Here is a 24,381-nt window from a genome sequence, read left to right on the forward strand (position 1 = left end):
AATTTTATTGTGTTGTTGAAGTTAGGTTAGCGGAACATCACACGATGAAACATGATCTCAACACAGATTTAATTCGAAAAGTACAAATTATGTTTGTCGATTTGTTCAGTGTTTGTGGTAATGGTTGAAAATGTAATCATGGTCGGAGAAGACCCTTAACCACTCAGGTTTGAACACGCAAAGCACGGCAAGTGACATGCCATTTAGCAAGGCTTCTGGAAAGGCGAGCAGAGGGACCAAAATGAAATAATTGTCCCAAATGGTTTGCCAATCATAATGACCAGACCAAAGGTGATAGAGCGCGTTAACCATCAAATGCAAGCTGCCAGTGATAGCCGCATTGAGAAAACCGGCGATAAAAATAAAGACAAAGATATTACGTGGCAGGTAGTGGTAACTTAGGCAAAAAATCAGATAAGAAATGGCGATGGGGAACAGCACCGACAGCGTTAGGTACTCTGGAATGGCTGAGATAGGCATGTCACTGGTTAAGGCTAGCCCGAAGGTGACAGGTAGACAAATCAGAAAAGCCATTCGCCAACCAAACATCATGGTCAGAGTGGTGAGAGCAAGAAAATGAACCTGCAGCCCATCTTTGATCCCAGCTTGTGTGCGCCAGAGCAAAAACAGGATAAAAATAACGGCAAAAGTGAGATGTTGAAAACTCTTTTCATTGAGCAGCTTAGGCAAAACAACGCGCTTGAAATCTGCCCAGCAGAAACGCCAGCCAATCAAAATCGTTAGGCCTGAGCAGAAAAGAGTAAATACATCCATGTACTAAAATCCGTGAGAGAGGAATGTCTGTGCGGCGTTAGTATTTAACGTTGCTGTGGTATTGGGACAAAATGGCCACCATCGCATCCATCGTCTCTTTCGGCGGTGGGTTGACTCCCTCCAGAGGATAATCTTGTCCCATCGCTTCCCATTTGTGCGCGCCGAGTTTGTGGTAGGGCAGTAGCTCTACTTTCTCAATATTGTCCATGTCTTTGATAAAGTCCCCAAGCATGTGCGCCGCCTCAGGATCATCGGTATAACCGGGTACGATAACGTAACGGATCCAAGTCTTTTGGCCGATTTTGTGCAGGTAACGGGCGAAATCCAGCGTACGTTTGTTTGATACACCGATGAAATCGTGGTGGATTTCATCTTTCATGTGTTTAATGTCGAGCATCACCAAATCGGTGGCATCCAGCACCTCATCAATAACTTCCGTATGTTTGCGCACATAACCGTTGGTATCTAAGCAAGTGTGAATACCTTCCGCTTTAGCCGCTCGGAAAAAGTCGCGCACAAATTCAGGTTGTAACATGGCTTCGCCACCTGAACAAGTTATGCCACCGCCAGAGGCGTTCATAAAATGTCGGTAGGATTTTGCCTCGCGGATGATCTCTTCCACAGAGACTTCTTTACCAATGTGAGTGTCCCATGTATCTCGGTTGTGGCAATACTTACAGCGCATTAAACAACCTTGCATAAAGACAATAAAGCGAATACCAGGGCCATCGACGGTACCGCAGGATTCAAAGGAGTGAATACGACCAGTTGTTGACATGAGTTGCTCTCAATTCTTACCAAATTTTGATTGTCATTTTATTACAAAAACTAGGGTTAAAACAGTCTTAGTCTGGTAGGTGCGCATGGCAGCAAATTTGCGTCATGAAGATGACAGTTTGCAGAATTGTTATTATGTTATAAAAGTAACCACTTTTGGGTGTAAAAATAAATAACTATGTTGTAGGGATGTAAACCATGAATACGCTTGCGCTTTCTCAAAAACACAAGATCTTGTTGTTTTTGAGTGTACTTGTTTTGGGATTTGTTGCTCTTGCTTTTTACACGTCCAAACAACTTGGCTCGATGACGGAACAGTATGTGAAGAGCAGTCTAGTTTCAGAGGGGGCCAGACAAATCGCGAAAACTCAGGTTGAACTGCTTTTATTGTCGGGGAAACTGCGTCAAATGAGCTTAAGCCAGGTGGCTGAAATCCGGGGGGATGTACAGGCGCTGAATAACAATGTTCAAGATGCGAGCGATACGCTGAGCCAATTTGCCTTAAATTCGCAAGCCAGTTCGATGAAAAAGGCGATTCAAGAGTTTGATCAATCGCTTGTCCCTTGGTTGGAGCTGCGCTCTGAAGTCGGCTTTTCCGTCGATGAAGGTAAACTTGGACGAATGAAAGAGTTAGCCAAAATCATTGAAGCAAAAATCGCGGAAACGGGGATGGTGACCATCAACTCGGATTTCCAAGAGATGATTAAGACTCAGCAAAATTATTTGTTGCAAGCCAACGAGCAAAACTTAAAGCTGTTTAACCGCTCAATGGCTATGTTTGTCAATGTGTCTAATAGCTACGGCATGCTGGACTTGTACGAGCAAGAGATAAACGAGTTCAAAACCACTTTTACAAGAGTCAGTGAACTGTTACAGCAACTGAGCTCAATTGAACAGCAACTCGCCTCCACTCAGCAGGCTTCTTTACAGCAGATCCAACAAGCGTCTGAAATGTTAAGTGGCATGGCTTCCGATTACCAAAAGAGAGCCGCTAATTATTCCGACAGCACCAAATGGTCGGTGTTGATTGCTTCTGGCGCATTGGCTCTGTTGACCATCCTTATTTTTGTTAACTTAAGTGCATCTTTGACAAAAGCACTCGATAGAATTAGTCAGATGATCCAAGCCATTGCGCAGGGGGATTTGTCTCGACGTCTTGAAACTAACCAAAACAGCCAAGATGAATTTAACCTCTTGTCTCAGGCAGTAAATAAAAGTTGTGAAAACTTAGGTGAACTGGTTTCTGGCGTACAGCAGAGCAGTCTATCTCTTGCCAATTATGCGGGCGAACTGAGAACGGGGCTAGACAATCTCGCCCGTCATCAAGCGGACATCATGGGACAAACGCAGTTGATCGCCTCTGCTACCGAAGAGGTTAGCGTTACGACCAGTGAGGTTTCCAGCTCGCTCGAATTTGTTTCTGAGATCAGTAAAGCTTCAAACCAAGCGGCGGAAGAAGGCGGAAAAGTGATTGCAGAAGCGATCGGTTCTCTTGAACAGGTAGCAGACATTTTGCATTCTGCCTCTGGACACATTAGCCAGCTTGAAGAAGCTTCAGCGAAAATAGATTCGGTGATGGATATCATCAATGGCATTGCAGAACAGACGAATCTGTTGGCGCTCAATGCTGCGATTGAAGCCGCTCGCGCTGGTGAGCAAGGGAGAGGTTTTGCGGTGGTGGCTGATGAAGTACGAAGCCTTGCGGTAAGGACCGTAGATGCCGTCAGTGAAATTTCGGGCACGATTGAGACGATGAAAAACGAAAGTGCCGAGGTTATTCAGTACATCAGCAACTCAGGCAAAACCATCGAGAAAGGGCAGCAGAAAGGACACGAAGCGATCAATGCGCTCAAACACATCACCGACAAAGCCGATGAGGCCAGCCAGCAAACCGAAGTGATCTTTAGTTCGATGAAAGAGCTGGCGACGACCAGTCAATCCATGGCCGATAGCATGACCCAAATTTCCCATGCGATGCGAGAGCTGGAGACCAATAACCAAGAGTTGCGGGAAGTGAGTAAACTGGTTGACAGCCATTCCCGCACTCTCAGTAACGAATGCCAGAATTTTAAAATTTGAGCTTAGAAAAAGGCGTACATAGAAAGTGCGCCATTTCCATAGATGGTGTGAGGCGACTCAATGTAGTCTGGTGTTTTCACTGCCAATGTGAAGCTAAAACCCAAAGTGCTATTGTACATGGCGATCCCCGCAACCGCAGTGCTTTGCCAGTGTTGTAGAGTGACATCGTACGCTTCACTTGGCTCCGGAATGCCTGAGCGCTCACCTTCAATACTCAGATCATTGAAACGGTATCGACCAGTAATACCAGAGAAGAGAAACCAGCCGGACGAAGTGTTGCCCATCATGCTGGCGTTAAACGGCCGCTCCACGCTGATGTCGGCTGCTCCCATCGACTGGCTGAGCTCCGAGCCATAACGGAACATTATCCCCGCAGAGACATCACTGCGAAAAGTGCTGGCGTTCACCTCGACTAGGTTAGAGATTTCCCACTCTTTGCTGTCTCGATGTACTTCACGGTGCAAGTTATCGAAACGCTTGTAACCAACCCCGACAGTAAACTGATTATCGACTTGATACTCCCACCCTTTGGGTTCAGTCGAGCCGGTAATGCTATGCACTAAGCGCTGCGCCTTTTCCGATAAAGCGTGCTCGCCTGTAGTCCCAAGTGTTAGGTTATAGCGCACAGATTGCTGCGGATTCAGGCTGAGGTAATTGATTTCGGTATGAAAAAAACCAGCGTACGGGCGATCATTGGCGATCGGCTCTGTGGCACCAATGTCTGATGGCGTCCACATTTTGTGGCCGATTAACCATTCGAATTTATCAATTGAGCTAGCATACTTCTCCGATAGACTCATCCAAGCATACTGACCCTCGCGGCTTAACGCTGGTGTGGTATAGGAGAGAAAGATGCCATTGGTATAGTCCTGATCGACGCCAAAAATGCCGTCGTTGTCGAGACTAAACGTGAAAGTGGCGCCCTCGGAAGCGAGAGTCGTTGGGGAGAGCAGTCCAAGCGCAAGGTAAGTAAGTAATCTCATAATGTCACAACAGTTTTTCGCCTCATCATACTGCAATATCCTGCTATCTCCCAGAGTTAGCTTGGCTTGTTGATAGAATTAGTAACCAAAAAACAAAAAGCCGGCGCATAGAGCGCCGGCTTGGATATCACATTGAAATCTTATAGAGATTCAGTAAACGTACGTGCGATTACGTCAGCTTGCTGCTCTGCAGTTAGCGAGTTGAAGCGTACAGCGTAACCAGAAACGCGGATTGTTAGCTGAGGGTATTTCTCAGGGTGCTTAACTGCATCAAGCAGAGTGTCACGGTTTAGAACGTTAACGTTCAGGTGTTGACCACCCTCGATGCCTGCTTCGTGGTGGAAGTAACCATCCATTAGGCCAGCAAGGTTAGCTCGTTGAGCGTTCTCATCTTTACCCAGTGCATTTGGCACGATAGAGAAGGTATAAGAGATACCGTCTTTCGCGTGAGCAAATGGCAGTTTACCTACTGAAGTCAGAGACGCTACTGCACCTTTCTCATCACGACCGTGCATTGGGTTAGCACCTGGCGCAAATGGCGCACCTGCGCGACGACCGTCTGGCGTGTTACCTGTCTTCTTACCGTATACCACGTTAGATGTGATAGTAAGGATAGACTGAGTAGGAACAGCATTACGGTAAGTCTTAAGCTTACGGATCTTGTTCATGAACACTTCAACAAGTTCACAAGCGATATCATCAACGCGAGCATCGTTGTTACCGAATTTAGGGTAGTCGCCTTCGATTTCGAAGTCGATTGCTACGCCATCTTCGTCACGGATTGGTTTCACTTTCGCGTACTTGATTGCAGAAAGTGAGTCAGCTGCGATAGAGAGACCTGCGATACCACATGCCATTGTACGGTATACGTCACGGTCGTGTAGTGCCATTAGAGCCGCTTCGTAGCTGTACTTGTCGTGCATGAAGTGGATGGCGTTTAGTGCAGCAACGTACTGCTTAGCTAGCCAATCCATGAAGTGGTCTAGGTTGCTCCACACTTCGTTGAAGTCTAGTACTTCTGAAGTGATCTTAGGCATTACTGGGCCAACTTGCATTTTCAGCTTCTCATCAACACCGCCGTTGATTGCGTAAAGCATAGTTTTTGCAAGGTTTGCACGAGCACCAAAGAACTGCATTTGTTTACCAACAACCATTGGAGATACACAACATGCGATTGCGTAGTCGTCAGAGTTCATGTCTGGACGCATTAGGTCGTCGTTTTCGTACTGGATAGAAGACGTATCGATAGATACCTTCGCACAGAACTTCTTGAAGCCTTCAGGTAGCTGTTCAGACCAAAGAACCGTGATGTTTGGCTCTGGAGAAGGGCCCATAGTGTATAGAGAGTTTAGGAAACGGAAGTTTGAACGCGTTACTAGCGTACGACCGTCAAGACCCATACCACCCATAGATTCTGTTGCCCAAATTGGGTCACCAGAGAATAGATCATCGTACTCAGGAGTACGTAGGAAACGAACCATACGTAGCTTCATTACGAAGTGGTCGATCATTTCCTGTGCTTCAACTTCAGTGATCTTACCAGCAGCGATATCACGCTCGATGTACACGTCTAGGAAGGTAGAAGTACGACCTAGAGACATAGCCGCGCCGTTTTGAGACTTAACAGCCGCTAGGTAGCCGAAGTAAGTCCACTGGATAGCTTCTTGTGCAGTTTCAGCAGGACGAGAAATATCGTAACCGTATTTCGCAGCCATTTCTTTCATCTGGCCTAATGCACGGTGTTGCTCTGCAATCTCCTCACGAAGTTGCATGGTCATTTGCAGATCTTCGCCGTTTTCAAATTTTTCCTGTAGAGACTTGAACTGAGCCAGTTTGTCCTTCATTAGGAAGTCGATACCGTATAGCGCAACACGACGGTAGTCACCGATGATACGACCACGGCCGTAAGCATCTGGAAGACCAGTCAGAACACCAGACTTACGACAAGCTAGGATATCTGGAGTGTAGATATCGAATACGCCAGCGTTGTGCGTTTTGCGGTATTCTGTGTAGATTTTAGAAATTTGAGGATCGAGTTCACGGCCGTAAACTTTACAAGAACCTTCTACCATGCGGATACCACCGTTAGGGATGATAGCGCGCTTAAGAGGGGCGTCAGTTTGTAGACCAACGATCTTTTCAAGATCTTTGTTGATATAGCCTGCATCGTGAGCAGTGATGGTAGAGATCAGGTCAGTATCGAAATCAACTGGAGCGTGAGTCGAGTTCTCGATTTTGATACCTTCCATTACTTTAGCCCAAAGCTTGTTGGTTGCTTCAGTACCTTCAGAAACTAGGAAAGATTCGTCGCCTTCGTACGGAGTGTAGTTCTTCTGAATGAAATCACGAACGTTTACTTCGTTTTGCCACTCACCTGCCGCAAAACCTTCCCAAGCTTTAGCAAATTGCTCTGCCATGACATACCTACCTTTTTAGTAGAAAAAACACGTACTGCTGTGACTGTTGAGCCAGCCATCCTCTTATAGAAGAGGCCCAGTACACTCTTATGAATAACAATATCTATCGGTTTTTGAGCTCGCCAGAAAGCGATAGATATTGTCACTGTTTTTGTTGGGTATCTTGATGACTTGACGTTAGGTTAAGCTAAAAAAAATTTGCAAACCTTAAACTAAATCAATAAATCCTCAAAAAACTCAATAAAATTTGGGTGGTGACCAGCACCACCCACACTTTTTTTTAATCTTACAGCCAGGCTTTAATGCCATATTGGCTTTCTAGCATACCCACTGCGAGCATAGCAACCAGACAGATAATCAGCACGCCGCCAGGGATAACGACTTTGTCAACAAAAGAGAGTTTAGATGCACGCTCTTTGTCACCAATCAGGCCATTGTTGTCCAGAAGCATGGTCAATGCCCAAGCCAGCACAGGGTTAACCACCGCAGAACCAAAGATACAGATGCCCGCAGCTTGTGAATCTTTGGTGTCTTTCACCATCTGCATACCTGCTTCAAGCAGCGGCAGGAACACACCAACGAGAAGCGCACAGCGCATTACGGGTGGCCATACCGCAACGTCCATTGGGAAACCAAGAACGGCGATGGTCATAACCAGAGTACCTAGAATGATCGCGCCTGCAGGGATTGGACGTTTTGCAATCGCTGCTGGAATCATGTACGTCCCCCAAGACGAAGTGATGTTGCCGCCGCCCAGTGCGGTACCAACCATCTGGCGGATAGAACACATGGTCATGGTGTCGTCCACATCCATCAGTACTTTTTCTGTCTTCTTAGGATAGTTCAATTCTTGGAAAATACGGTGGCCAAGGAAATCTGGAGACCACATCGCTACCGCTAGAATCGCAAATGGCAGAGAAGCAATAAAGTGCTGCAGATTTGGCAAGCCGAGTTGCCAGCCGGTCTCAGTGCTGCCCCACCAGTAAACAGGGTTTAGATTTGGCAGACCAGTTTGAGTTTCGAATTTTAAGTCGAAGCCCGCGCCAAGCAGTAGGGCGATGACCAAACCCGTAAACGCACAGACAGGAATGGCCAACCAGCGTAGGTTGATCTTGGCAAGAAGCGCATAAATAACGATGTTAATGCCAAGTACCACCAAGCCAATGTAACCTAGGCTACCCGCAGCAATGTCTGCAGATTGTAAACCGACGGCCCATTCTTGGATTGACGTGATTTGGCTCATCGTCCCTGTAAAACCGAGGAAAATCAACAAGCCGCCTGCGGTACCTTCGGAGGTGAGGTTCACCAGCTTAGAACCGCCTTTGAAGTAGCTCAGAAGCAGACCAAAAACGCCGAGTAACAGTGCCAATGCAAGAGGGTGTGCACCGGCAAGAGCGATCGCGCCGATAAGAGGGATCATTGGGCCGTGGTTACCCGCTAGGTTGGCTCGTGGATTGACAAAGCCAGAAGCGATAACACAGAAGAACAGAGCTGGGAACAACATTTCCACACGAGCAACTTCGATAGCGAATTCTTTACCTAAGTTGACGTGATCCCAAGCTTGAGTGAGGCCATCAGCCCAAGACATCATCACTGCTGAGTACATCGCGATGATGCCGATAGTGCCTGCGAGTGCTGGAACAAGGTCTTCAAGTTCAAAACGGAAGTCACGGCCAGGAAGGTTAAGACCGAAGCGACGTGGCTTCATGATCTGCAGTTCGTGGTCTAAGTAGTCTGAGCGGCTGGCAAATTCAGAAGCGGGACGATGAAGCTCTTGATAGCTCTTTGTCTCGATATCTGAATCAGAGTGCACTTTATTCACTGCGTCTGACATAGATTCCTCATATATTTAAAAAGTTAGTAATTCTTTCTCAATTCCACACGCCGGCTTTTTACAGGCCGTTTATGCTCGCTATTATTCACTTAATTGTTGCACGAGTACGACGTGCCTAAGCATAGCTAAGTTTTTTAATTAATGATGGCTTGAAAGCAGCCTCATCTTTGCCGCGAGTCTAACAAGTTAACCCTTTAGGATGATTGATTTAGATCACTGAAAGAATTGATGTGAAAGAAAACTACGGAAAGTATCTCAGTTGCGAAAAAACCATGCTTTTTATATGTAATTCGCTTTCATAAGTAACTTTTTTTAGAAAATTTGAAACAGTTATGCATCAAGATGAGCTTGTTTGTTCACAAATTGGACATTGAAGTGCAAGAAGTTGGCGCTAATTTTGCTATTGTCCGTTGAGTGACGTTTAATTGGCGAAACTTTGCCGTATCAGGAAGAGAATATGAAGAATTTAAAACTATTGCCGCTTGTAGCGATGATTTCTGGCGTATTGGTTGGCTGCGGCGGTGGAGGCGGTGGCGGTGGCGGTGGTGGCGGTGGCCCAGTTCAAACAGTTCTTAATGTGAGCTTTGTGAAGGCTGAGTGGCAAGACATAGGTACAGCAACAAATAGCTCTTGCAAAATTTATCAAAGAGAGCGTACCGAAGTTGCAAATACGCCTAACACCAAAATTTTGATTGCTAGACCAGTGACTGACGCTATTGACGATTCTCTCTCAGTTGTCTATTCAGACAATAATGGTGTGGCTCAGGGAGAAGAAGTTTTTGTAGATAGTGGGAAGGCTAAGATTGTTTTGGAAAATATTCCTGCTGGGGGTTTTGTTAGTATCAAAGAAAGCTTTGCTCTGGGGGGTATTTACGTAACATCCTTTACCAAAGAATTTCTTGAAAGCTATAAAAATGAATTAAATAACCTGACCTTAACAGCTGTCACAGCGATTCCATCCTCAGTTTCAAGTTGCATTAGTTCGGCAAACTTAACTCAAGTAACGAAAACAGGGATCAGTTATAAAAATGGTGATACCCAGGGAGATTCCGCAGTGCTTATGTTCCATTTTAAATCGGAGCTAGAGCAGGTAGCGTCCTCTAATTCTGAGATTACGGCTGATACTGGATTTCAAGCTTTGTCTAACGACATAACTTTGGTTACTCAATATCGTCAAGCAAATAGCACTTCATCTTTGTTCCAATATGGCTTTGACGATTGGAGTACTAGTAATGGGAAGATTGAAATGAGTTATACGGGCGAGGAACAACCTATCTCCCGCCCCTCTAGTGTCGATTATGGAGACACCGACATAGGTATTGTGTACAAAAACACCAGTAAAATGCTTTCCTCAATACCCAAAACAGAGTCGAAGTATTTTCACCCTTCGACTTTGCGTGTTGGAGAGCAGTGGTTTGCTCAGAGCTCTGTGGTTCCCCAAACTAACTGGACGGCAACATTAAATTTGCCAATTGATGATACTTGGGCGTTGTCACTTGATGAATCAACGTTATTTAACACAGCTTCGTTATCTTCAAATCCTGTTACACTGTCAAACAATACTAGCGGTGCACTACAAGTTGACTTAGCCGATAATATTGCTATTCAAGAAAGTGAAAATGGCGTACAGCGTATTAGCATTAGACCAAACTCGGATCAGACGGCCATTAAGCTGCATGTGCTTTACTCGTTTGTTAACGACACTGTAATTCTTCCGAATATCTCAAAGATGAATGCTAGTGATCTTAATTCATTCTCTTTACAACAAAATTATTGGTTTAGCACAGAGAAAAGCGATCTAAGTGCTAGATACGTTATGGATCAGTTTAAGGATACAACTGCCACTAGCGAATCAATTGATTCACATGGACTGATGATTGATGAGGCTGAGCGTACTAGGCTACAGGCTCAGAGCAAAACAGTTAATTACATTACATTGCAGCGCAATCAGTAGTATTTTTATTTTGTTAAATTGTGATTTACGTAAAGCCTCCATCTCGGAGGCTTTTTTTACTCTCTATGCAGGTTAAAAAGAATAATTTGCTAAATGGTGAATAAAAATACATTATTCATTTCTAGTTATTCGATTTTTTCAGGTTAATAAATTGTTGCAGGCAAATTGATAGAATGCTAGCTTGTAACCCAATAAGAGGGCGGAGTGCCCCGGCAGTGACAAAAAATACAGGGAGTAGAAGCGCATGCAAGATGTACCAGCGCTGGACATTAAACAACTGCACAAAACTTTTGGTCAGAACGAAGTGCTTAAGGGTATTTCACTTTCTGCGCATAAAGGGGATGTCATTTCTATCATCGGCTCTTCCGGTTCCGGTAAGAGTACCTTTCTAAGATGCATTAATTTACTTGAAACGCCAACCGCAGGGGAAATTTGGGTTAACGGCGAATTGATCCAGATGAAAAACAACCGTGCAGGCGAATCTGTCCCAGCCAATGAGAAACAAGTGCAACGTATCCGTTCACGTTTAGCCATGGTTTTTCAAGGGTTCAATTTATGGTCACACATGACAGTGCTGGAAAATGTGATTGAAGCGCCTGTGCATGTGCTTGGGGTGCCCAAAGCGCAGGCGATAGAAAATGCAGAGATACTGCTGAAGAAAGTCGGTCTGTATGAACGCAAAGATTACTACCCAGGGCATTTGTCTGGCGGTCAACAGCAGCGTGCCGCGATTGCTCGCGCTCTAGCAGTGGAACCGGAAGTGATGCTGTTTGACGAACCGACTTCCGCGCTCGACCCAGAATTGGTCGGTGAAGTATTAGGGGTAATGCGAGATTTGGCCGCGGAAGGGCGAACCATGCTCGTCGTGACGCACGAGATGGCGTTTGCTCGTGATGTGTCAAACCACGTGATGTTCCTTCATCAAGGGCTGGTGGAAGAACAGGGGAACCCAGCTAAACTGTTTACAAAGCCAGATTCAGAACGGTTAAAACAGTTTATCTCGTCTATTTATTAAGGTTTTGCTTGCTGACTGAAGCAAGAAAGATAGTAATTGCTAGAACCTAGAACCTAGAACCTAGAACCTAGAACCTAGAACCTAGAACCTAGACACAACATCGCAATATAAAGAAAACAATCACAGGAGTATGGATATGAAGAAGTGGTTACTCGCAGCAACTTTGGCCGCCACAGCGGTATCGGGTATCGCACAAGCGAAGGATTGGAAAACCGTGCGTTTCGGTATTGAAGGGGCTTATCCTCCGTTTAGCTGGACAGAAGCCGATGGCTCTCTGAAGGGTTTTGACGTAGATATGGCAAATGCGCTGTGTAAAGAGATGCAGGTGGAGTGCAAGATAGTACCTCAAGATTGGGATGGAATTATTCCTTCTCTGCTTGCTCGTAAATATGACGCGATTATCGCTGCGATGTCGATTACCGAAGAGCGCAAAAAGAAAGTCGATTTCACTGGAAAATATGCACTAATACCAAATAAGTTTATTGCTAAAAAAGGTGCAAACCTAGACTTTGCTAATCTAGATGGTCAAAAAATCGCAGTTCAACGTGCGACCACTCACGACAAATACCTAACTGATAACTATGGTGGCAAAGTTGAAATTGTACGTTATGGGTCTTTTGACGAAGCGTACTTAGACCTTGCCAATGGCCGTGTAGCGGCGGTACTCGGGGATGCGTCGGCACTCGAAGAAGGTGTGCTCAACAAAGCGGGCGGTGACGCATACGAATTTGTTGGCCCATCACTGACTGATGAGAAGTGGTTCGGTGAAGGTTTCGGTATCGCAGTACGTAAGCAAGACAAAGATCTCACTAAGAAACTAGACGCCGCTATCATCTCTCTGCGTGAGAAAGGTGTTTATCAGCAAATCGAAGCGAAGTACTTTAAGTACGATGTTTATGGTAACTAATACCAGCCGATAACACTGCTCCCTGATTGCCGGTTCGTTCCTGGATGTACCCGGCAATCAGGACTCTGGATTCTAGGGATTAGGAACTCACCTATGCTGGATTTACAAGGATATGAAGCCTCAATTCTAAAAGGGGCGCTGCTCACTATTGAAGTAGCACTACTCTCCGTGCTCTTAGCGATGCTGCTTGGCATGCTAGGTGCCTTGGCGAAAATGGCCCCGTATCGCTGGGCAAGAGCAATCGCGACACTCTACACCACCATCATTCGCGGTATTCCTGATCTGGTTCTGATGATGTTGATCTTCTTCGGCGGACAGATCTTTCTCAATAATTCCCTTTACGCCATCAACGAATGGCTCAATGGCTGGTTTGCATCCAGCGATCCGAATCACGAATGGGTCTCCTACGTCCCAGATTACTTAGATGTCAGCCCGTTTATTGCGGGTGTTCTAACCATTGGATTTATTTTTGGCGCTTACATGGCAGAGACATTTCGCGGTGCCATCATGGCGGTGGATAAAGGTGAGCTCGAAGCCGCCAAAGCCTACGGCATGAGTGCAACCTTGGCGTTTCGTCGTATCCTGTTGCCACAAATGATCCGTCACGCACTGCCCGGTTTTGGCAATAACTGGCTGGTGCTGCTAAAAACCACCGCTCTGGTGTCGATTATCGGTTTGGAAGACATGGTGCGCATGAGCTCTCTCGCCGCGGGATCAACAAAGATGCCGTTCACTTTTTACATGGCGGTTGCGATTATTTTCTTGTTCTTTACCAGTGTTTCAACCGGGTTGTTGAAAATTGTCGAACGTAAATTCAGCATTTATGCGAGGTAGAATATGGATTTCTCTTTAATCGTAGACAGTTTTCCCGTTTATCTTGAGGGGCTATGGACCACAGTGTGGCTGGTTTCTCTCTCTCTGGTGATTGGCTTGAGCTTAGCGATCCCGCTCGCGGTGGCGAGAAACAGCCATAACCCGTTGTGGCGCTTGCCAACTTGGGGCTATATCTACTTTTTCCGCGGTACGCCGCTGTTGGTGCAGCTTTACTTGATCTACTACGGCATGGATCAGTTTTTCCCAGTCAAAGGGACGTTGTGGGAGCACGCTTGGTTCTGTGCGCTGGTCGCCTTTGTGCTCAACACATCAGCTTATACCGCCGAGATCATTCGCGGTGCGATCAACGGTTTGCCGAAAGGTGAAGTCGAAGCGGCGAAAGCCTATGGCATGAGCACATGGAAAACCTATCGTCGAGTGATTTTGCCAAGTGCTTTGCGCCGAGCACTTCCAGCTTACAGCAACGAAGTGATTTTCATGCTGCATGGCAGTGCCGTGGCGGGGATTGTCACCATCATGGATTTGACAGGCGCAGCGCGTCTGGTCAACTCCCGCTATTACGCACCGTTTGAGTCGTTTTTGACCGCAGGCTTTTTCTACATGATGCTGACGTTTTGTATTTTGTGGTGTTTTAAAAATGCCGAAAAACGTTTTTTGGCCTATTTACGGCCATTGAGTTGATAGTTGATAGTTTGAAAACGGCACTTGTGAATATCATTTTTTATTCTGGTGACACTGCCCTAAATATCGGGCTTCGGTCAGAGACTATTTTGTTATCTCAAGTATGGCATATGGCAGCAACGAGTTTACCAACCGATACTCAACGTTGATGGCACGACAGCTTGGCCACGCTAGTGCTTAATAGAGAGGAAAGCAAGAGGGCGCCGTTGGGCTCCCTCTTTGTATACTCATCAATTGGGACTAATTAAAAACCGCCCAAATTGGCGCATGATCTGAGGGCTTGTCGATGCCGCGCAGTTCATAGTCGACATCCGACTCCACACAACTGCTGGCGAGAGACGGGGTTGCTAAGATCACGTCGATACGCAGACCACGATTATCATCAAATCCACGTGAGCGATAGTCGAACCAAGAGAACTTGTCGTCGACCGTCGGATGAAGTCGACGGAACGTGTCTTCCAACCCCCAATCGAGCAATGTTTTTAGCCATTGACGTTCTTCCGGTTGGAAAGAGCACTTGCCTGTTTTGAGCCAGCGTTTGCGGTTGACTTCACCGATGCCGATGTCAGCGTCAATTGGGCTGATATTGATATCCCCCATAACGATCAATTTTTCGTCGCTACTGTGGTGGGTATTTAAGTAGCCCATTAGGTCTTGATAAAACTGGCGTTTGTAAGGAAATTTAGTCTCATGTTCAACGTTGTCCCCTTGCGGAAAGTAACCGTTTAAAATCGTCACTTTTTCGCCATTTTCATGCAAAAAAGTGCCGATAATCATACGCTTTTGGTGATCATCGTTGTCCGTTGGAAAGCCTTTCTGCAGCGACAGCGGTTCTTGTTTACACAGCAGAGCGACACCGTAGTGCGCTTTCTGTCCATGAAAATAGACTTTGTATCCCATGGCCTCAATATCAGCGACCGGAAAGGCTTCATCGTGTACCTTAATCTCTTGCAGACCAATGACATCGGGCTGGTGTTTATCGATTAGGGCTTGCAGTTGATGGAGACGGGCACGCAAGCCATTGATATTAAAGCTGACTACTTTCATTGTTGTTCCTAATTCGCTTGTTTTATCTGATGTTACCACTGATACTTTCGACATCAAGTCATGTGTCGGTTTGAGCGCCATTTTTCTCTGCCGTTCTTTTACGGGACACAACTGTGTAACAAATGTAATTGATATTGAGGTCGGTTATGCTTTAATGAAATCGAAATAAACCATTTCCTTCCCTCCATTGTTTGCGAATAAGGATGTAGTATGCGAACTCTTTCTGTGCAGTGGAAAATTACCCTGCTGTCCGGTGTCTGCTTGTTGCTGACCTCCCTCTCTTTGATCGGTTTTTCGGTCTACAACGCGATTGCCAACCAACAAGTGCTTAAAGAGCAAAGCAGCTTATCGGTGAGTGAAAAGTCGGAGCAATTGGTTCAGACCCGTGCACTGCTTAATGCCACCGAGGTGTCGGAATATCTTACGGAATCTTTATACCGCGCTGAGATGCTGGCGGCGAACGCCCTCTTTTATAAGACCAACACCGAAGAGAACTTTGGAGAAAGTGAAGCGCTGCGTACTGCGTTAGATGAAATGGTGCGTAAGTCGGTCATCAATTTTAAAACCATGCAAGGCGCCTATTTGGTTTTCAAACCCAACATGCTCGATGGTGAAGATGCGAACTACGTTAATGCTGAGTACGTTGGTTCCAATGAAAAAGGGCAGTTTGCTCCTTATTGGAAGCTTGCCGCGAATGGTGAGAATGTGTTGGCCAATGTTCTGTCAGAGAAGGTGCTCAGCGCCGATGAAAATATTGAGCGCTTTTTGTGTCCACTCAATTCTGATGCCCCATGCATTACCTCACCAAGAATGGAAAGTTCACAAGAGGGGAATTTCCTTACCACTTCCATTTCGGTGCCGATTCTTCTGGACGGAACATCGATTGGTTTTATGGGCATTGATGTTCGTTTAGATCCTCTGCAACAAATCGCCAATGACTCTGACGCCAGCCTATTTGGTGGGGCAGGGCGCGTGAGCATGGTGAGCTTGGATGGCACGTTGCTCGCCAGTGATGATGCCGACAAGCCAGTCGGACAGCCATTTTCCAGTCAATACGTTTCAGCCAATTTGCTGACCGATCTGCTTTATGGCGGCGAGGCACAGGCAAACTGGAGCGAAGACGGCCAGTGGCTGATTGTGTTTGCGCCGCTGACGATTGCAAACCAAACGTGGGGCGTGATTTTCGAGATGCCACGAGCGGCGGTATTGGCAGATGCCGTAACCTTGGATGAGATGATCAGCCAGAAAGTGTTCGAAGGCATCAAGTTTGAACTGCTGATGGGTTTATCGCTGGTCATCTTAGGTTTATTGACGGTTGCGTTTGCCGCTTCACGTCTCGTGCAACCGATAAGATCAGTGGCGATGAGATTGCAAGATATCGCCTTGGGCGAGGGGGATCTAACTCAGCGTCTCGAAGTGAAAAGCGGCGATGAGATAGGCCAACTGGCCGGCAGTTTTAATGCCTTTTTAGAAAAGCTACAGCGGACGATTCGTCATGTAGTGCAAACCTCTGAGCAACTTGCAGAGCAGACGCAGGGGGCAAAACGGGCGGCGGTTGAAACTCGTTCAAGCAGCGAGTCGCAATTTCGCGAAGTCGATTTAGTGGCGACAGCCGCAGAGCAAATGACGCAAACCGCAGGCTTGGTGGTACACAATGCCGAAATTGCCGTGGACGCGGCCAATCGGGCCAGTGAATCAACCAGTAATGGTCAGCAGGTGATCGAACGCTCGGAGCAGGAGATGGGTAAACTGGTAGAGCGGATGATGCAGGCTGTACCGGTTGTTGAGGAACTGGCTCGCAACAATGGCAATATCACCGAAATTTTGACCGTGATTGAGGGTATTTCAGAGCAAACAAACTTACTGGCTTTGAATGCGGCGATTGAAGCGGCAAGAGCCGGAGACCAAGGTCGTGGTTTTGCGGTTGTTGCCGATGAGGTGCGCAATTTAGCCAGCCGAACTCACGACTCGGTGGGCGAGATCCGCCAAGTGATTGAGCAAGTACAAACGGGCACGACGGCAGTTGTTACGACCATTACCCAAGCGAACGAGCTAGCGCGTGAAACCTCAGTGCAGGTGAAAAATGCCGTGGTTGAGCTGCAAAGCGTGTTTGAGTCGATTGCCGCTATCAACGATATGAATAGCCAAATCGTTAAAGCGGCTGAAGAGCAGCAACAAGTCTCGGCAGAAGTGAATCAAAACGTGGCCAATATCCGCGATCTCAGCGGACAGATCTTATCTCAGGCGGGGGAATCTGAGGCCGCTGGGGCACGAATGGAAGATCTTTCCCATCAGCAGCAAAAATTGATGTCGCAGTTTAAAGTTTAACAATCAAGCGAGGAAGTGCTTGCCCTTCCTCGCGTTTATCGCTGTTAAGCTTTCTGGGTTTGCAGCCTATGCTCGATATCTTGTTGAACGATTTTCAGTGCCGCTAGGGCGATTTCTGGGGCAATATCGTTACTTTCTAATAGGTAGATCAGGTCAACCGCCAGTTTGATCTCTTCAGGAGCCTGTTCAAGGGGAGGATGAGTATTGCTCATTGGTTGTCTTTCTCTTGGTCAGTTATCTGGTTTTCAATCTTCAATATTGCGGCTTGGCAGCGTGATAAACGCTGCTCCGCCACCAATAACGCTTGCTGCGCTTGTGCTCTGTCTGGAGCTGATGCCATAGCCAGCGCGCGCTGCTTTTCCGATACTAACTCTCTCAATCTCCGTCTCCATTCTTGATGCTGAGCTAACTCTTGATAAAGGAGGTTGATGGGCTTGCGAGAATAGCTCATCGCTACCATTTCATCTTTGCGAGTCACACTATCAGCAAGAAGCTCACGTGATATCGCGGCAAGTTGGGTCAGTAGTCGTTCTGAGAGAAACTGTGCCCGCTGGGAGGTTAGTATCTGTTCACTTTGCTCGCGGGTTAGGGTCTCTAGCGTCGCTTTGGCTTCTTCGACACAAGGTGTGAGCAAGTGTGCACGGCAGCTAAACAGTCGTTCATCAAACAGTGGGGCGTGATGTTCACCACGCAGACTATCCATCTGGGTGGCCTGCACGGCCATCTGTTCAAGTTTTTCTGCCACTTCCTTTAACTTCATAAGCTAACAAACCACGCGTTATAGGCGAGTTTAATTGCCAAAATACTGACCACAGTGACAAAAACCGGGCGAATAAATTTTGCGCCAAAGTGAATAGCAGAGTGAGCACCAACAAATGCTCCAGCCATGAGACAAACGCCCATAATCAGGCCCAACCCCCAATTAATATGACCCAGCATGGCGAAAGTCACCAAAGAGGTCAAATTGCTGGTGAAGTTCATTGCTTTGGCAAGCCCAGAGGCCAACAGAATATTGAGCCTGTAAAGCGCCATGGAGCTGACTGTCCAAAACGCGCCTGTTCCCGGGCCTGCCACGCCATCATAAAAGCCAAGCACGAACCCTTGCCCATATTGCTTTTTATTGAGCATAGGGCAGGGGGCGGGGGTTGCGCTGTTGCGGTTGGCATCGGGCGTTTTATGCCAAATAGTATACAAGGCGGCAGCAAGAATGATCAGCGGTAGAATTTTTTCCAGCCAATCCGTGCTGACAGCATCGACCGCTATGGTGCCGACAGTGGCGCCCACCAATGTGGCGATAAATGCTCTTAGCCAACATTGTGGCTTAAAGAGACGTTTTCGATAATAAGTAAAAGCGGCCGTTGAAGAGGCGAATGTCGCCGCCAGCTTATTGGTGCCCAGCGCTATGTGCGGCGGGAGTCCAAGAGAAAGCAGCGCAGGGACAGTAAGCATGCCGCCCCCGCCAGCCACCGCGTCAATAAATCCTGCGACAAAGGCCACTAAGGCCAGCACCGCAAGCACGGTGGGATCCAAAAATTCCATAGGGTCTTTTACTCATCTTTCTTATTTTGTTTGTCATGCAGCAAGTGTGGTTACTGATCTTTATTCAATAACGCGTTTAAAAGGTGGTAGAGAATCAAGCAACGCTTTGCCATAACGCTTAGAGACGATCCGTCTATCAAGGATGGTGACTGTACCAGAATCGCGCTCTTTGCGCAGCAATCGGCCAACCGATTGAATCAACTTCTTACTCGCCTCTGGAACCGTAATCTGCATAAATGGGTTGCCGCCACGAGATTCTATGTACTCTGAGTGTGCTTGTTCAACGGGTGAAGTCGGCACAGCAAACGGTATCTTGGTAATGATTAGATTCGAGAGCAGCTCTCCCGGCAGATCAAGCCCTTCCGAGAAGCTGCCCGTACCAAAAAGGATGCTGGTTTTACCTGACTCAACCAGCTTTTTATGTTTTTTTAGAATCTCGCTGCGCGAGCTTGAACCTTGCACTTGTAATGCCCAACCCTGTTTTACAAATAAAGATTCAAGATTTTCAGCCACTTGATTCATCTGCTTATAAGAAGAGAATAAAACCAGATTCGCCTGTTTGTCTTTTAAATACTTAGGCAAAATTTCGCTAAGATATTCCGTAAACTGCGGAGCTTGTGGTTCATAGCGAGTCGCGGGAACAATCAGTTCAGCTTGGTTTTGGTAATCAAATGGAGAAGCCAGCGCCAGAAATTGGGTGCCAGAGTCTGGGCTTTGATCGATACCTGCTTGAAAACAGAAGTATTGGAATGAATTCAACGCTCGCATAGTAGCAGAAACCAACACCGCACCGACGCAGCGACTCCAAAGCTGCTTATCAAGCTGCCAGCCCACTTCCAATGGGGAAACACTGACAATGAAATCCCCTTCACGATCAGGATGAACTTCCAGCCATCGTGCCAAAGGTGCGCCTTTCTCACGTGTTGGCTCGGCCATGAGTTTCCAAACTTGGGCGAGATTCTCTGCCCGTTGAATATAAAAGCCGAGTTCTGCCAAGGCAGGTTCGGCCAGTTTGGCTGAAAGTTCGCCATCTTTAACTCGTTCCGCGATAAGATCGGCGATTTTGGCAAGCGATTGATTGGCTTTGTGACTAAAGGTTTTGAGTTCTTTCGACTGCTCTTCCAACCAAGTGGGTAAGATGCCGTGTTCAAAACGATAAATGCCATCAATAAAATGGCTCGCATCAAACTGTTTGACCAGTTGGCTTAAACACGGAATCAGGATCTGTATCGCTTGCTGAAGCTCATTATGAAATCGACCGACTCTCTTTTCATCCGCCAAAGAGGTCAGTTTTGTCACCGACTGGTTAATGCGCTCTAACCATGTTGCAGCACCTTTTAGGCTTGCGGCGGCAGAGGCATGGTCTCGCGCAACATGGGGTAAATGGTGGGCTTCGTCGAACACATAAATGGTGTTTTCTGGTTCAGGTAAAATCACACCGCCACCGAGATCGGCATCGGCCATCACAAGGCTATGGTTAGCAATAATGACGTCGTTTTTATCCAGCTCAGAACGGGCTTTTTGAAACGGGCATTGGCGATGGGCTGATAAACTGTTGTTACAGCTGTGCTTATCGCTAACGATACTTTGCCAGAGCGAATCGTCTATTGGTTTGGGCCAACTGTCTCTGTCGCCGTCCCATTTCCCCTCAGCCAAGCAGCGGAACATGGTCTCAAGAAGTTCAATGTCCTTTTTCTTTGGCTTACTTTCAAACATCGCCAACTGGCTTCCGTCCGCTCCACTGGCTGCTGCAAGTTTCTCTGCGCAGCAGTAGCGTTGGCGGCCCTTCGCTAATATGAAGGAAAAATTCTGGTCCGAAATCCGCCTAAAAAGTGGTAGGTCTTTATTGATCAGTTGCTCTTGCAAAGCAACGGTGGCGGTCGAAATAACCACTTTACGGTTATTCAATACCGCAACAGGAATCGTGGCCATTAAATACGATAATGATTTACCAATTCCCGTTCCGGCTTCCGCCACGATGATACGATTAGACTTGTGATAGTTTCCACAAAGTGTTTTTGCAATTTCTGCAACGAGATAGTTTTGTGCTCGTCGAGGGATGAAGTTTTCCAGTTGAAATTGCAGGTTTTGATAACTAGCGCGTATGGATTGTTGGATTTTACTGGTTAGCATACTGTGACCTGTGTTCAGACCAACGGATAGTAGCACACATCGCTAACAGAGTCGTACTTCACGAAATTCGCTGCTTTTGGAGAAAATGTCGATCTTCTTCACAAAAAAAACTGAACCTTCATAAACTTATAATTAATTTGTCTAACAAAAAATATAAATCTCCATGCTTGGTGTGTATGTCGAATGAAAATCTAAAGTTGTGTTATAATTTGTTAAAATTTGGTGTTTTATTCTGATTTGGTGGGGCATTTTAAATGTTGATGATATGGGCTCAAGGCTTGGAACTGCCTCGAAAAACAATTACAAAAATATGTAAAACATTGATTTTTATTGTTATTTATTTTTGTTTATGATTTTTGGTAGTGGATTTGACAGGCAGAATAATCTTTTGCAATCTAGCTTATGAAATTTACAGATGCCGACCACGGGCTTGCTTAGGTCGGCATCAATTACAAAAGGGAATCGGGCAAGGATATCCCAAACTAAGAAAAGGCAGTGGATTAATTATGAAAAAGACTCTATTAGCTCTAGTAGTAGCTTCTATCTCTACTTCTGCTCTAGCGGCAGGTAACATTTACGAGAACGATCAAACTTCGCTAAATGTTAAGGGTGAAATCGACACTTATCTAAGCACTAGAAACGAAAAAACTAACGACGTTAAATCCCAAAAAGCCGAAGCAGACATCGATCTTTGGGCTAAAGTTCAGTTTGATGCGAAACACAAACTAAACGACGACGTAACTGTATTCGGCTCTTTCGAACTGGAAAATGGTAACGGTTTTGGTTACGGCGCAGATAGCAATGGAGTGAAAACTGACGACCTGTACGTTGGTGCTTACTTAGGCAAAAACTGGGGTGTTGCTGTAGGTGAAGTTGGTGACTTTGGCGATTCTCTAGATGCAATCACTATTGATAATACCAATGAAGGTTACGGCTATGTCGACGATTTTGTTAACTCTGTCGAGAGCGCTGGACATGCAGTATCTGTGAAAGGTAAGTTTGATGCTCTAACTGTTATCGCAGATGCGTACCTAGATCAGAAAGAAAGCAATGACGTAGCTTACGGTTTATCGGCTAAGTACACTGTAAACGATATGCTGACCCTAGGTGCATCTTACCAAGACCAAGGTAAGCGTAATGGTACAGAATACAATGTAATGGGTGTAGCTGCTTACCTAACGCTAGGTGACTTCGCCGTTGCTGCTAACTATGTAGCTGAAGAGAAGAATAAAGCAGACTTTGATGCAGTTTCTGCTGCTCTCTCTTATCAGATTGACAGTGCTCGCCTATACACTTCATTCGGTTTTGGCGATGGAGATGGAGATGCAGAGCATTCGTTCTACACGCTTGGTGCTGATTACAAGCTAAGCAGCAACCTGCTTACATTCGTAGAGTACTCATTTAATGATGATGAAACTACTAAAGGCACACAAATTGAAGATACTCTAGTTGTAGCTGGTGTTTATTTCACATTCTAATAGTTGCTTTGATTAGTTTAGAAAAGGCCGCATTGAGCGGCCTTTTTTATCACATAAATCTTAGATACCTTGTATTACGAGAGAACTTTTTCATGATTTCAGGATACGCTGGTGAAATGGGTCGATTTCAATCTCTGAGGAGGATTGTATGACGAAAACTCCCTTGTTTTTGACTGTTTTTGCTGTGATGACAAGCAACATCGCTCTTGCAAAAGACACTAAAATGAATAGTACTTTTGTCGAAGTTGTCACTAGGCAGGGCGTTGATTTACAGGTGCTCAATGGCAGAAACAGTGACGAACTGAATCAGCCTTTGATACTTTTTAATGAGATCAACCAATTAGTGGTCAGAGTTGATCAGACTGTTGGTCGAGGGGACAACAGAAGTCATTTCACTTCTGCACCTTATATAATCGACTTTGAAATAGATGGCACAGGGGAGTTGGTAGTCGATATTCCCAGAGCTGATACATTGGATGTTGCAGAGCAACTGTTCTCTCAAGCGTCGATTGATTGGATAGTCACTTTCAATGGTGAACGCATTAAATATAATCAATACAAGTTGCCAGGTAAGAAGGGGATGTTTCCTTATTCAAATTTACTACAACAGGTTGAAAAGTATAATGCTACACAGGGTATAAGATTCGTTGACGGTCAAAGAATTACAATGAAAGATGAGGATTACCCAATGGTTTCAAGCTCTGAAGAGGATGTTTCCTTACAGCCAAAGCTTCTAAGAGCGCAGGAAGCATATTTATACCTCTCAGAATCCGAGCGTCAAAGTTTTAAAGCTTGGTTAAACGATCAGTAGTGATTCTGTTATAACTACTGATAGGAAATACCTAGAACGCCTCTTTGGTAGTTGTTGCAATGCACTTAGCCTTTTGAAGCTACTTCCTTCCACTCTCCAGGCTGTAATTCACCCAGTGTCATTTCACCGATTGAGTAACGAATTAGACGCAGTGTCGGAAAGCCAATATGGGCCGTCATGCGTCTGACTTGTCGGTTGCGTCCTTCGATGATGGTAATCGCCAGCCAAGTGGTAGGAATCGAGGCTCGAAAGCGCACAGGGGGATTTCTTTCCCAAAGCACTGGGGGGGCAATAATCTCTACTTTGGCTGGTAAGGTCATCCCATCTTTAAGTTCAACGCCTTGGCGAAGAGGTTCGAGTTGTTCCTCTGTCGGAGCGCCTTCCACTTGAACCCAATAGGTTTTCGGTGATTTCGATTGCGGTTGAGTTAACTTGGCTTGTAAGATCCCGTCGTTAGTGAGAACCATCAGCCCTTCACTGTCCCTGTCAAGTCGACCCGAGGCGTACACCTCTTTAATCGGGATGTAGTCAGCGAGCGTTTTTCTTCCGTCTCCGTCGGTAAATTGACTCAGAGTGTCAAAAGGCTTGTTAAACAAAATCACTTTGCGTTCGGCCGTTTTTAGTGCGGCTTTGGGTTTTTTATTCGCCCGACGCTGTTTCAATGAATCAACTGCCATTCCTTTCTTGGAGTGTTTAAATCGCGATTCTGCCTGTTCGCTCTTAGAGCGAGATGAATGACGACTTGAACGGAATGACATGTTAACCACCTTGCAAAAATGTAAATGAACTG

20 protein-coding genes are annotated in these 24,381 nt (G+C 46.1%); 9 read left to right on the plus strand and 11 right to left on the minus strand.

All coding sequences use genetic code 11. The features are described from left to right. Positions 1-105 precede the first annotated feature (105 nt). The gene (locus EA26_RS05805) at positions 106-774 is read right to left on the minus strand and encodes an energy-coupling factor ABC transporter permease (RefSeq protein WP_039425220.1); all 669 of its coding nucleotides are present in this window, start codon (positions 772-774) and stop codon (positions 106-108) included. 37 nt (positions 775-811) lie between these two features. Then, positions 812-1,552: a pyruvate formate lyase 1-activating protein gene (gene pflA, locus EA26_RS05810; protein WP_039425223.1), complete on the minus strand. Its 741-nt coding sequence runs from the start codon at positions 1,550-1,552 to the stop codon at positions 812-814. A 197-nt stretch (positions 1,553-1,749) separates the two neighbouring features. On the opposite strand from pflA, the gene EA26_RS05815 reads away from it, so the two are divergent. Further along, positions 1,750-3,630, plus strand: a complete 1,881-nt coding sequence (locus tag EA26_RS05815; protein WP_039425226.1) for a methyl-accepting chemotaxis protein — start codon at positions 1,750-1,752, stop codon at positions 3,628-3,630. A gap of 2 nt (positions 3,631-3,632) precedes the next feature. Here EA26_RS05815 and EA26_RS05820 read toward each other — a convergent pair whose 3' ends face one another. From EA26_RS05820 to EA26_RS05830, 3 genes are all read right to left on the minus strand, one after another. Continuing rightward, entirely contained in the window at positions 3,633-4,613 is a 981-nt protein-coding gene (locus tag EA26_RS05820) for a lipid A deacylase LpxR family protein (RefSeq protein WP_039428803.1), read from the minus strand. A 140-nt stretch (positions 4,614-4,753) separates the two neighbouring features. Next, positions 4,754-7,030 (minus strand): formate C-acetyltransferase, encoded by a 2,277-nt coding sequence (gene pflB / locus EA26_RS05825; protein ID WP_039425229.1) that lies wholly within the window; start codon positions 7,028-7,030, stop codon positions 4,754-4,756. A gap of 286 nt (positions 7,031-7,316) precedes the next feature. Then, positions 7,317-8,864, minus strand: coding sequence for a DUF3360 family protein (locus EA26_RS05830; RefSeq protein ID WP_039425231.1), 1,548 nt, complete (start codon positions 8,862-8,864; stop codon positions 7,317-7,319). A 457-nt stretch (positions 8,865-9,321) separates the two neighbouring features. On the opposite strand from EA26_RS05830, the gene EA26_RS05835 reads away from it, so the two are divergent. The 5 genes from EA26_RS05835 (at position 9,322) to EA26_RS05855 (ending at position 14,255) form a co-directional block, all read left to right on the plus strand. Beyond that, positions 9,322-10,818, plus strand: a complete 1,497-nt coding sequence (locus EA26_RS05835) for a hypothetical protein (protein WP_039425234.1) — start codon at positions 9,322-9,324, stop codon at positions 10,816-10,818. Positions 10,819-11,062: 244 nt separating this feature from the next. Further along, positions 11,063-11,833 (plus strand): ABC transporter ATP-binding protein, encoded by a 771-nt coding sequence (locus EA26_RS05840; RefSeq protein ID WP_039425238.1) that lies wholly within the window; start codon positions 11,063-11,065, stop codon positions 11,831-11,833. A gap of 136 nt (positions 11,834-11,969) precedes the next feature. After that, entirely contained in the window at positions 11,970-12,740 is a 771-nt protein-coding gene (gene aotJ, locus EA26_RS05845) for an L-arginine-binding protein AotJ (protein ID WP_039425241.1), read from the plus strand. 93 nt (positions 12,741-12,833) lie between these two features. Then, on the plus strand, positions 12,834-13,574 hold the full coding sequence (locus EA26_RS05850; protein ID WP_039425244.1) for an ABC transporter permease: 741 nt from the start codon (positions 12,834-12,836) through the stop codon (positions 13,572-13,574). Positions 13,575-13,577: 3 nt separating this feature from the next. After that, positions 13,578-14,255: an ABC transporter permease gene (locus tag EA26_RS05855; RefSeq protein WP_039425247.1), complete on the plus strand. Its 678-nt coding sequence runs from the start codon at positions 13,578-13,580 to the stop codon at positions 14,253-14,255. Positions 14,256-14,495: 240 nt separating this feature from the next. Here the strand turns inward: EA26_RS05855 and xthA are convergent, their stop codons facing one another. After that, a complete protein-coding gene (gene xthA / locus EA26_RS05860) occupies positions 14,496-15,302 on the minus strand; it encodes an exodeoxyribonuclease III (protein ID WP_039425250.1) in 807 nt (268 codons plus the stop codon). 210 nt (positions 15,303-15,512) lie between these two features. Between xthA and EA26_RS05865 the strand changes: the two genes are divergently transcribed. Beyond that, positions 15,513-17,630, plus strand: a complete 2,118-nt coding sequence (locus EA26_RS05865) for a methyl-accepting chemotaxis protein (RefSeq protein ID WP_039425253.1) — start codon at positions 15,513-15,515, stop codon at positions 17,628-17,630. A gap of 44 nt (positions 17,631-17,674) precedes the next feature. Here the strand turns inward: EA26_RS05865 and rsmS are convergent, their stop codons facing one another. From rsmS to dinG, 4 genes are read right to left on the minus strand one after another with little or no spacing between them, the layout of a single operon-like run. Next, complete coding sequence (gene rsmS / locus EA26_RS05870; RefSeq protein WP_039425256.1) at positions 17,675-17,842, minus strand: pleiotropic regulatory protein RsmS; 168 nt, start codon at positions 17,840-17,842, stop codon at positions 17,675-17,677. Beyond that, the gene (locus tag EA26_RS05875; protein ID WP_039425258.1) at positions 17,839-18,390 is read right to left on the minus strand and encodes a primosomal replication protein; all 552 of its coding nucleotides are present in this window, start codon (positions 18,388-18,390) and stop codon (positions 17,839-17,841) included. Before EA26_RS05875 ends, rsmS begins: the two co-directional genes overlap by 4 nt. Continuing rightward, positions 18,387-19,169: a sulfite exporter TauE/SafE family protein gene (locus EA26_RS05880; RefSeq protein WP_039425260.1), complete on the minus strand. Its 783-nt coding sequence runs from the start codon at positions 19,167-19,169 to the stop codon at positions 18,387-18,389. Before EA26_RS05880 ends, EA26_RS05875 begins: the two co-directional genes overlap by 4 nt. A gap of 60 nt (positions 19,170-19,229) precedes the next feature. Next, positions 19,230-21,302 (minus strand): ATP-dependent DNA helicase DinG, encoded by a 2,073-nt coding sequence (gene dinG / locus EA26_RS05885; RefSeq protein WP_039425264.1) that lies wholly within the window; start codon positions 21,300-21,302, stop codon positions 19,230-19,232. A 506-nt stretch (positions 21,303-21,808) separates the two neighbouring features. Here dinG and EA26_RS05890 point away from each other — a divergent pair. Then, positions 21,809-22,780, plus strand: a complete 972-nt coding sequence (locus tag EA26_RS05890) for a porin (RefSeq protein WP_039425266.1) — start codon at positions 21,809-21,811, stop codon at positions 22,778-22,780. Between the two features lie 148 nt (positions 22,781-22,928). Next, positions 22,929-23,591 (plus strand): DUF2057 family protein, encoded by a 663-nt coding sequence (locus tag EA26_RS05895; RefSeq protein WP_052079163.1) that lies wholly within the window; start codon positions 22,929-22,931, stop codon positions 23,589-23,591. A gap of 65 nt (positions 23,592-23,656) precedes the next feature. Here EA26_RS05895 and EA26_RS05900 read toward each other — a convergent pair whose 3' ends face one another. Beyond that, complete coding sequence (locus EA26_RS05900; protein ID WP_039425269.1) at positions 23,657-24,349, minus strand: pseudouridine synthase; 693 nt, start codon at positions 24,347-24,349, stop codon at positions 23,657-23,659. Between the last annotated feature and the right edge of the window lie 32 nt (positions 24,350-24,381).

The organism is Vibrio navarrensis (genome assembly GCF_000764325.1).
Classification (GTDB): Bacteria; Pseudomonadota; Gammaproteobacteria; order Enterobacterales; family Vibrionaceae; genus Vibrio; species Vibrio navarrensis.

What these genes read in the sequence shown, in the direction of transcription:
- EA26_RS05815 (WP_039425226.1), top strand. Translation starts at nt 1,750, where the DNA reads ATGAATACGCTTGCGCTTTCTCAAAAACACAAGATCTTGTTGTTTTTG.
- EA26_RS05900 (WP_039425269.1), bottom strand. Translation starts at nt 24,349, where the DNA reads ATGTCATTCCGTTCAAGTCGTCATTCATCTCGCTCTAAGAGCGAACAG.
- EA26_RS05890 (WP_039425266.1), top strand. Translation starts at nt 21,809, where the DNA reads ATGAAAAAGACTCTATTAGCTCTAGTAGTAGCTTCTATCTCTACTTCT.
- EA26_RS05830 (WP_039425231.1), bottom strand. Translation starts at nt 8,864, where the DNA reads ATGTCAGACGCAGTGAATAAAGTGCACTCTGATTCAGATATCGAGACA.
- EA26_RS05840 (WP_039425238.1), top strand. Translation starts at nt 11,063, where the DNA reads ATGCAAGATGTACCAGCGCTGGACATTAAACAACTGCACAAAACTTTT.
- EA26_RS05835 (WP_039425234.1), top strand. Translation starts at nt 9,322, where the DNA reads ATGAAGAATTTAAAACTATTGCCGCTTGTAGCGATGATTTCTGGCGTA.
- EA26_RS05805 (WP_039425220.1), bottom strand. Translation starts at nt 774, where the DNA reads ATGGATGTATTTACTCTTTTCTGCTCAGGCCTAACGATTTTGATTGGC.
- pflA (WP_039425223.1), bottom strand. Translation starts at nt 1,552, where the DNA reads ATGTCAACAACTGGTCGTATTCACTCCTTTGAATCCTGCGGTACCGTC.
- EA26_RS05875 (WP_039425258.1), bottom strand. Translation starts at nt 18,390, where the DNA reads ATGAAGTTAAAGGAAGTGGCAGAAAAACTTGAACAGATGGCCGTGCAG.
- pflB (WP_039425229.1), bottom strand. Translation starts at nt 7,030, where the DNA reads ATGGCAGAGCAATTTGCTAAAGCTTGGGAAGGTTTTGCGGCAGGTGAG.
- rsmS (WP_039425256.1), bottom strand. Translation starts at nt 17,842, where the DNA reads ATGAGCAATACTCATCCTCCCCTTGAACAGGCTCCTGAAGAGATCAAA.
- EA26_RS05895 (WP_052079163.1), top strand. Translation starts at nt 22,929, where the DNA reads ATGACGAAAACTCCCTTGTTTTTGACTGTTTTTGCTGTGATGACAAGC.
- EA26_RS05865 (WP_039425253.1), top strand. Translation starts at nt 15,513, where the DNA reads ATGCGAACTCTTTCTGTGCAGTGGAAAATTACCCTGCTGTCCGGTGTC.
- EA26_RS05820 (WP_039428803.1), bottom strand. Translation starts at nt 4,613, where the DNA reads ATGAGATTACTTACTTACCTTGCGCTTGGACTGCTCTCCCCAACGACT.
- EA26_RS05850 (WP_039425244.1), top strand. Translation starts at nt 12,834, where the DNA reads ATGCTGGATTTACAAGGATATGAAGCCTCAATTCTAAAAGGGGCGCTG.
- dinG (WP_039425264.1), bottom strand. Translation starts at nt 21,302, where the DNA reads ATGCTAACCAGTAAAATCCAACAATCCATACGCGCTAGTTATCAAAAC.
- aotJ (WP_039425241.1), top strand. Translation starts at nt 11,970, where the DNA reads ATGAAGAAGTGGTTACTCGCAGCAACTTTGGCCGCCACAGCGGTATCG.
- xthA (WP_039425250.1), bottom strand. Translation starts at nt 15,302, where the DNA reads ATGAAAGTAGTCAGCTTTAATATCAATGGCTTGCGTGCCCGTCTCCAT.
- EA26_RS05880 (WP_039425260.1), bottom strand. Translation starts at nt 19,169, where the DNA reads ATGGAATTTTTGGATCCCACCGTGCTTGCGGTGCTGGCCTTAGTGGCC.
- EA26_RS05855 (WP_039425247.1), top strand. Translation starts at nt 13,578, where the DNA reads ATGGATTTCTCTTTAATCGTAGACAGTTTTCCCGTTTATCTTGAGGGG.